The 8,147-nt window shown below is 61.2% G+C and carries 6 protein-coding genes and 1 pseudogene; 2 read left to right on the forward strand and 5 right to left on the reverse strand.

Annotated elements, in window-relative coordinates; genetic code table 11:
* The 5 genes from ACC569_RS13115 to ACC569_RS13135 form a co-directional block, all read right to left on the reverse strand.
* A partial coding sequence (locus tag ACC569_RS13115) for a protein kinase (RefSeq protein WP_372523982.1) occupies positions 1-368 on the reverse strand: 368 nt, incomplete at its 3' end.
* A 228-nt stretch (positions 369-596) separates the two neighbouring features.
* Positions 597-1,508 (reverse strand): CoB--CoM heterodisulfide reductase iron-sulfur subunit B family protein, encoded by a 912-nt coding sequence (locus ACC569_RS13120; RefSeq protein WP_372523983.1) that lies wholly within the window; start codon positions 1,506-1,508, stop codon positions 597-599.
* A gap of 64 nt (positions 1,509-1,572) precedes the next feature.
* Positions 1,573-2,205: a 4Fe-4S dicluster domain-containing protein gene (locus ACC569_RS13125; RefSeq protein WP_372523984.1), complete on the reverse strand. Its 633-nt coding sequence runs from the start codon at positions 2,203-2,205 to the stop codon at positions 1,573-1,575.
* A gap of 104 nt (positions 2,206-2,309) precedes the next feature.
* The gene (locus tag ACC569_RS13130; protein WP_372523985.1) at positions 2,310-4,577 is read right to left on the reverse strand and encodes a hydrogenase iron-sulfur subunit; all 2,268 of its coding nucleotides are present in this window, start codon (positions 4,575-4,577) and stop codon (positions 2,310-2,312) included.
* Positions 4,578-4,582: 5 nt separating this feature from the next.
* On the reverse strand, positions 4,583-5,869 hold the full coding sequence (locus ACC569_RS13135) for a CoB--CoM heterodisulfide reductase iron-sulfur subunit A family protein (RefSeq protein ID WP_372523986.1): 1,287 nt from the start codon (positions 5,867-5,869) through the stop codon (positions 4,583-4,585).
* A 292-nt stretch (positions 5,870-6,161) separates the two neighbouring features.
* Between ACC569_RS13135 and ACC569_RS13140 the strand changes: the two genes are divergently transcribed.
* Both ACC569_RS13140 and ACC569_RS13145 read left to right on the forward strand, forming a co-directional pair.
* Positions 6,162-6,995, forward strand: a complete 834-nt coding sequence (locus ACC569_RS13140; protein ID WP_372523987.1) for a CbbQ/NirQ/NorQ/GpvN family protein — start codon at positions 6,162-6,164, stop codon at positions 6,993-6,995.
* An 89-nt stretch (positions 6,996-7,084) separates the two neighbouring features.
* A pseudogene (locus tag ACC569_RS13145) lies at positions 7,085-8,147 on the forward strand (hypothetical protein); the annotation flags it as partial.

Here is an 8,147-nt window from a genome sequence, read left to right on the forward strand (position 1 = left end):
ATCTGGCGCGCGAGATCGATGACGCGTTCCGGCGACAACTTGCCGGCGCGCTTGAGATAGGCGCGCAGGCTTTCGCCGTCCACGAATTCCATGGTGATGTACACCAGATCGTCAACGCGATTGAAATCGTGGATGCGGCAGACATTCTTGTGGGTGATCCGGCGCGCCAGCCGGATTTCGTCCTTGAACCGCTCCATCATCGCCGGGTCGCGGGCGATCTCCGGACGCAACAGCTTGAGCGCCAGGATTTCATTGGTCTCCCGGTCGCGCACCCGGTAAACCAGGCCCATGCCGCCCTCGCCCAGTGACTCCAGCACTTCGTGGCGTGTCGCGAGGATGGCGGCCACGTCCGGAGCGGGGCCGGCCATGGCCGACCCTGGCGAAGCCAGAACCTGGGTTTTGAGATCGTGAGATTCCATTTCCGAAAATACCGTGGGCGCAGAGGGCGCCGGCGTGCATTTTGAAAGTATAGGCAAAGCCCCGGGTTTTGCTGCCACGGGTCATGAAAGGCGGGGTGGCCAGGTGCCATGGTGAGCCGCCAGGCAACAAAAAGCCCGCTTGCGCGGGCTTTTTGTTTACGAAATGCCGGTGACTTTTTACTTCTTTGCGGGTTTGGCCGCGATCTCCTCGAGCTGGGTGGCGCGGACGATGTTGCCATCGAGCGCCGCTTCCTTGGCAGTCGCCCCATAGGCCACCGCCATGAGCTGGGAGTAGTACACCACCGGGATCTTGAACTTGGTGCCGTACTTCTTGTTGATCTGACCCTGATATACCTCGACGTTCATCTGGCACACCGGGCACGGCGTGACGATCATGTCGGCGCCGTGGTCGTAGGCCGACTCGATGATCTTCTTGATCTGCACCTGGCTCTTTTCGGGTTCGGAAAACGCCAACGCGCCGCCGCAGCAGGTGACCTTTTCCTCGTACTTCTCGAGCGGCGTCGCGCCCACGGTCTCGACCAGCTTGTCCAGATACTTCGGGTTCTCGAACGACTCGCCCAGCACGCCGAACGGGCGGTTGGTCTGGCAGCCGACGTAACCGGCGATCTTGATGCCATCGAGCGGCTTCACGACCGGCTTGCCCAATTCCTCGTAGCCCAGGTCTTCGATCAGCACTTCGACCATGTGGCGGATCTTCTGCTTGCCTTCGTACTCCAGGCCGACCTCGGCAAGAATGCTCTTGATATCTCCCAGCAGCTCGCCGGAATGGGAGATGCGCTCCTGCGATTCCTTCGCGCCCAGCCAGCAGGCGGCGCAAGTCGCGACGATATCCTGACCACCGTTATGCTTTTCGGACAAAGCCTCGTTGCGCGCGTTCATCACGTGACGCGGCAGCTCGCCGCCCTCGGCGTAACCGATGGACGCGCCGCAGCAGTTCCAATCGGGAATTTCGTTCAGCTTGATATCCAGCGTCTTGCACATGGACTCGACCGACGTCATGTAGTTCGAGGCCGAAGCCTTGCGCTCCGAGGAACAACCCGGATAAAACGAATATTCTTTACGTGCCATGTGTCACCTTTGCCCTCTCCCCTTACCCTCTCCCGCAAGCGGGAGAGGGGGAGTTGGTATGAATCTATGTATTTCCGGACGCAAAACCCTTGCGCTTGTCTTCGATCTCTTTGGCTTTCTTGATCATCTTGCGGATATCGCCGGCGCCTTTGCATTTGCCGCCGCTGAAAAAGCCGAAGGGGTTCAGGCGACCGGTCTTGAGCATGCCCAGGCCGACCGGCAGCATCTCCAGACCCTTTTTGATGCCGGGGGCGAAGCCATCCATGAAATACAAGCCGACGGAAAGCTTCAGCTCGTTCACGCGTCCACCCGCGGTGATGTTCTGCCAAAACAGCTTGGCGAAGCGTCGTGTCGGATTCATCTTGGGTGCGATGCCGATCCGGTGCGCGTAGTTCGCCAGGCCGTGCATGATGTGGGTGATCGGGAGCTCGCGCGGGCAGCGCACGACGCAGTTGTAGCACGAGGTGCACATCCACATGGACTCGCTTCTCAGCACCTCGTCGCGCTTGCCGGCGCGGATCATCATGAAGATTTCCTGCGGCGGGTGTTCCCAGGCCGTCCCGAGCGGGCAGGATCCCGAGCACACGCCGCACTGCATGCACATCTTGACCCAGTTGCCCTCCTCGACGTTTGCCTCGACCTCCTTGAGGAAGTCGTTGCGGTACTTCTCCACCATCACTTTATTTAGATCAGTCATTAAGGGTTCCTCGTTAGAACCTAGTATATCTATCTCTCTCTTCCAACTCCCCCTCTCCCGCTTCGCGGGAGAGGGCAAGGGGAGAGGGCAACAAACCCTACTCGCTAAAACTTCAAGGGAGACATGCCGATCTTCTGGATCGTCTCGGCCATCTCGTTGATGAGGGCGGGCGCGCGCTGAATGTCGGTGATCGCCACCTCGTAGGTCTTCACGCGCTCTACTTCCAGCGAGAGCTGCTTCAGTGTGTCGTCGATCTTGCTCATGCGGGTGTGCGCAATCTCAGAGCCCTTCACGAAGTGGCACTGGTAGTTCTCGCCCTTCTGGCAGCCCATCAGGATCACGCCGTCATAGCCGCTGTTGAGCGCATCGGTCACCCAAATGGTGTTCACCGAACCCAGGCAGCGCACCGGAATCACGCGCGTAAAGGCGCTGTACTGAATGTGGTTCATGGCCGCCATGTCGAGCGCCGGATAAGCGTCGTTTTCGCAGGCCAGCACCAGGATGCGCGGTTTTTCCGAGAACTGGTCGGGCATGTCCACGCCCTTGATCTGTGAACCCACCGTATCCACCGAGTAGTTCTCAAACGAAATCACGCGCACCGGGCAGGCACCCATGCAGGTGCCGCAACGGCGGCAGCGGGATTCGTTGAACACCGGGTAACGCGCTTCGTCCTCGTCGATCGCGCCGAACGGACACTCCACGGTGCAACGCTTGCACTGGGTGCAGCCTTCCTTGCGAAACTCGGGGAACGACAAATCGCCCGAGCGCGGATGCGCGGCACGGCCGAGGCCGGCGTTTTCCACTGCCTGGATCGCCTTGAGCGCGGCGCCGGTCGCGTCTTCGATCGCCTGCGCCATGTCCATCGGACGGCGCACCGGGCCGCAGGAGTAGATGCCGGTACGGCGCGTTTCGTACGGGAAACAGATGAAGTGCGAGTCGTTGAAGCCGTACTTGAGGTGCGGCAGGTCCGGTCCCTGACGGTAGGTCAGGTTGAGAATGGAAACTCCCTTGGGCTTTTCCTGATGCTGCGCGACCGCTTCTCCGGCATCCTTGGCCTTCTTGGCATCGTCACGCTCCGTGGCTTCCGCCAACAACTGCGCCTCCATATCGATACCGGAATTGGCCACTTGGCCGGTCGCCAATACCACGAGATCGGCCTTGGCCACGGCATCGTCATTCAGGATCAAATCCTTGAACTTGACCTCAAGGCCACCGCTCCCGGGAACGACCTCGCCCACGTTACCCTTGGTGAAAGTCACGCCCTTCTTCTGCGCGCTGCGGTAGAAATCCTCGCCATTGCCCGGCGTGCGCAGATCGGTGTAGATGACATTGGTGTCGATGTCCGGGTTCTGATTCTTGAAGTACATCGCCTGCTTGATCGAGGTGTTGCAGCAATGACCGGAGCAGTACGGCAGTTCGCCTTCCTTGTCGGAGCGCTGGCCGGCGCACTGCACGAACACCACGCTTTTCACTTCCTTGCCGTCGGACGGCCGTTTGATCGCTCCGCCCTTGGCGGCCTTCGCCAAGGCTTCCAGTCCGAGCTGATCCACCACGTCCTTGCTCTTGCCCGCGCCCAAGTACGGCAATTTGTTCATGTCGTACGGCGTGAAGCCCGAGGCCATGATGATGCCGCCGATATTTTCAGTTGTGGTGCCGCCCGATTCCTTCGAGATATCGACGCTGAACTGTCCGGGCGAGCCGCTGGTCTTGCTGAGGGTCGAATTCAGGAACACCTTGATGTGTTTGTCCGACTCGATCTGCTTGATGAGGTCGGCGATGCCGGTGTCGACCGGCTCGGCGTATGGCTCGCGGTTCGGCACACGCTTGTGCAACTTCGCCGCCCAACCGCCGAGGCTGCCGGTCTTCTCCACCAGCAGCACGTCGTAACCGGTCTTCGCGGACTCGATCGCCGCGGTCATGCCGGAGATGCCGCCGCCGACCACCAGGATGCGCTTGTTGTGGCCGAGGCTGGGATTGGTCCGCGGTATCAGCATCTTGATCGATTCGGCACAGCCCATGCGCACGTAGTCCGCCGCCATTTCCTGCACCAGCTCCTTCTTGTCGGCGTCGGCGGGCGTCGCCCAGATCACGCCCTCACGCAGGTTGGCGCGCGAGATCGCGACATTTTCAAAATTGAAAGTCTCGACCTTGGCGCGGCGCGAGCAGGCAGCGATCACCACGTGGTTCACGCCCTCGTTGGCGATGTCGTTTTTGATCATCTCCACGCCGCTGGCGTTACACAGGAATTCATGCTCGCGCACGACCTGCGCCTTACCCTCTTTCTGCGCGATCATCGCGAGCTGCGCGGTGTCGAGGCGCTCGCCGATGCCGCAGCCCTTGCAGATGTATGCACCAACTTTCATGTCCGCCATGGGAATTAAGCCTCCGCCCGGGATACGCGGTTAATCACTTGAATCGCCCGCAGCGCCGCGGCCGTGGCGTTCTGCACCGAACGGTTGACGTCGAGCGCGTTGGACGCGCAGCCGGCGCCGAACACCGCTTCGGTAGTCGCGTTGATGTCGATAAAGCCGCTCGCGTCCGCGGCCACGCCCTTCATGATCTTGCTGGCGTCCACGCTCGGCTCCATGCCGATCGCGAGCACCACGAGGTCATGCTTGGTGTCGTAGCGATAATAACCTTCGGTGTCCACGCCGTGCAGGATGGGATCGCCCGAAGCCTTGTCCTCGGTGATATTGGCGACCTTGGACTTGATGAATTTCACCTTGGGATCGGCCTGGACCTTCTTGTAGAAATCCTCGAGGCGGTCGATGGCGCGGATGTCGATGTAGTAGATCGAAACATTGGCGTCGTCGCCGAACTTCTCGCGCACGTAGGTGGTCTGCTTGAGCGAGGCCATGCAGCAGATGCGCGAGCAGTGTTTCAAATGATTGCGGTCGCGCGAACCGGCGCACTGGATGAAGGCGACGTTCTTGGCTTCCTTGCCGTCGGAAGGCCGCACCAGCTTGCCGCCGGTCGGACCGAACGGGTCCAGCATGCGCTCGAACTCGACGCTGGTGATCACATTGGCGTAACGGTCGTAGCCGTAGGGCTGGATCTTGTTCGCGTCGTACGGCTTCCAGCCGGTGGCCCAGACCACGGCACCGACCTTGAGCTTGACCGTCTCTTCCTTCATGCCGAGATCGACGGCGTTGTACTTGCACGCGCTCTTCGCCTTCTCGGCGTCGGGCGTGCCGATGATCGAGGGGTCGATCACGTAGCGCTGCGGATAGGCCATGGAAAACGGCAGGTACGCCGCCTTGATTTTGTCCATGTTGTAATTGAACGGATTCGAAATCTCCGCGCTCACTGCCGTGGCGCATTCGCCGCAGGCGGTGCAGTTCTCATTCACGTAACGCGGCGATATTTTGATGCTGGCGGTATAGTCGCCGGGCTTGCCGGCAATCGTGCTTACCTCGGCCAGCGTCAACACACGGATGCGTTTATTCGCCTTGAGACGCCTGAGGTTTATCTCCAGGCCGCAGGTGGGATGGCACAGCTTGGGAAAATATTTATAGAGCTGGCTCACCCGACCGCCGAGGCTCGGGCTTTTTTCCACCAGCACCACGTCCTTGCCACACTCAGCGGCTTCGAGGGCCGCGGTCATGCCGCTGATGCCCCCGCCGACCACCAATATAGTCTCGTTCGTCGCGACTACATCCGTCATTGCCATGCCTCCACCGCGGAATTGTTCAGAAAATGCTTACCGCCTGAATTACGGGACGGCAACAATACCCCGCAATCGATCAGGGTGCCACAAGCCAGGCAGTATAACTGGATTGAAATTTCGTATGCGCGGATAGAACGCTTATATATAACGCGGGAATCCGCGTACGAAACGGGCGCACTATCTGATGCATTTTCGGCATGCCCGCCGTGAGCGTCAATATCTTTCTTGTGCCGGCAAGCTATTTTGGCATACTGGGCCGGTCAACGAATAACGGATATCCATGCCACCCATGTCAGTATCAAAAAATTCCGCCCCCTCTCGCGCTACCAAGGCCGAGGAATACCTCATAAAAGATGAGCCTTACTACGAGCCGGTCGGCGACGAGGTGTCCGTGTTCGAGGCGGCGTTCCGGCAGAAACTGCCGGTGCTGCTGAAGGGTCCCACCGGCTGCGGCAAGACGCGCTTCATGCAGCACATGGCCTGGCGTCTGAAGCGCCCGCTCATCACCGTGTCGTGCCACGACGATCTCACCGCCACCGACCTCGTCGGCCGCTATCTCATCACCGCCAACGAAACCGTGTGGGTGGACGGGCCGATGGCGCGCGCCGTGCGCATCGGGGCCATCCTTTATCTCGACGAAATCGTCGAGGCGCGCAAGGACACTACCGTGGTCATCCATCCGCTCGCCGACGACCGGCGCGTGCTGCCGGTCGAAAAAACCGGCGAGCTGCTGACCGCCGGCCCCGAGTTCTGTCTCGCCATTTCTTACAACCCCGGCTACCAGAGCGTGCTCAAGGACCTGAAGCAGAGCACGCGCCAGCGCTTCGTCGCCGTCGAGTTCAACTACCCCGCCGCGGCGCTCGAGAAGAAAATCGTCCGGCGCGAAACCGGGGTCGATGAGCCCATGGCCGAACGGCTCGTCAGGTTCGCCGCCATGACGCGCAACCTGAAGGGCAGTGGTCTCGATGAAGGCGCGAGCACGCGGCTGCTGGTGCACGCCGGCAAGCTGATGAGCGCGGGCATCGCCCCGCGCGCCGCCTGCCGCACCGCGATCGCCGAAGCGCTCACCGACGATCCCGAGATGATCGCCGCGGTCAACGAGCTCAGCGCGTCGCTATTTTAATGTATTGAACCGCCAAGAACGCCAAGAGTAGCAAAGTTCAAATTCACCAATTCTTGGCGTCCTTGGCGTCCTTGGCGGTAAAACTTCTTATGAACACTCAACCCCTCACTGCCGCCGAGCTCGAAGCGCGCCTCGACGAGTCGCTCGACCCGGTTCTGTCCTCGCGGCGCACCGCGGCGGCGCTCGCCAAGGCGCTGGCGGAATTGGAACGCGCACAACAGGATTTCGTGCTGCGCTGGGTGGACATCATCACCAAGACCAATTCCGAGATGGCGTACCAGTTCGCGGCACGCGCACCCGAGGCCTTTGGTCTCATGTCGGCGCCGACGATAGAGGCGTGGATCATCCACGCCATGGACGTGTACGACAACCAGGGGTTGTATCCGGGCTGCGCCGCCTTCGGCCAGGTGCAGTCCTTCGCCGACGCGGCGGCGGAGACGGATCGCAGCGTGGCGCTGGATGAAATCCACCACGTGCTGGAACTATTCATCCAGGGGCTGGCCGGACGGCCGCTCAAGATCGAGGCCGCCGCGGAAACCGGCACCGATACGGCCACGTTGTTCCTGCCCGAGCGCCTCAACTGTTTCGCCGGACGTCCGGACAACTTCCGCCTCTACAAGATCATGGCGGCCTACCTGTGGGCCCAGACCTGGTACGGGACGTTTCGCGTGCCGGACAACGAAGCGCCGCTGGCCGAGTGGCTCGCGAGTTTCGACGCGCCGGACACGGCGGCGCGCCGGTTTCACGCGCTCGAGACCGCGCGTCTCAACGCCTGTCTGGCGCGCGAGCTTCCCGGGCTGTACCGGGACATGCGGGAAATCCAGCGGCTCGCCGGCGACGTGCATTACCCGGCCTCCTGGGACGCGGCCATCGCGCGGCTGAAAGAACCCGGCGCCACGGTCGTGGATACGCGCGCCTGGCTGACTCGGCTTCACGGTGCTGAAGTCCCACGCTCCTTCTGCTATCAAGGCCTGTTGTTGGCCGAGCGCGCCCGGCAGGTCATGCAAGAACGCGTCGCGCGGGAAAAAGAACTCTTCCGTCAGGCGCTGGCCCAGATCGGTCAGGAGTCCGTCGAAGACCGGGACGGGACGGAGACCGCCACGACACCGAATTCGCGGCGTTACAGTATCGAAACGATTCCCGATCCGGATC

This window comes from Sulfuricaulis sp. (genome assembly GCF_041499725.1).
GTDB lineage: Bacteria > Pseudomonadota > Gammaproteobacteria > Acidiferrobacterales > Sulfurifustaceae > Sulfuricaulis.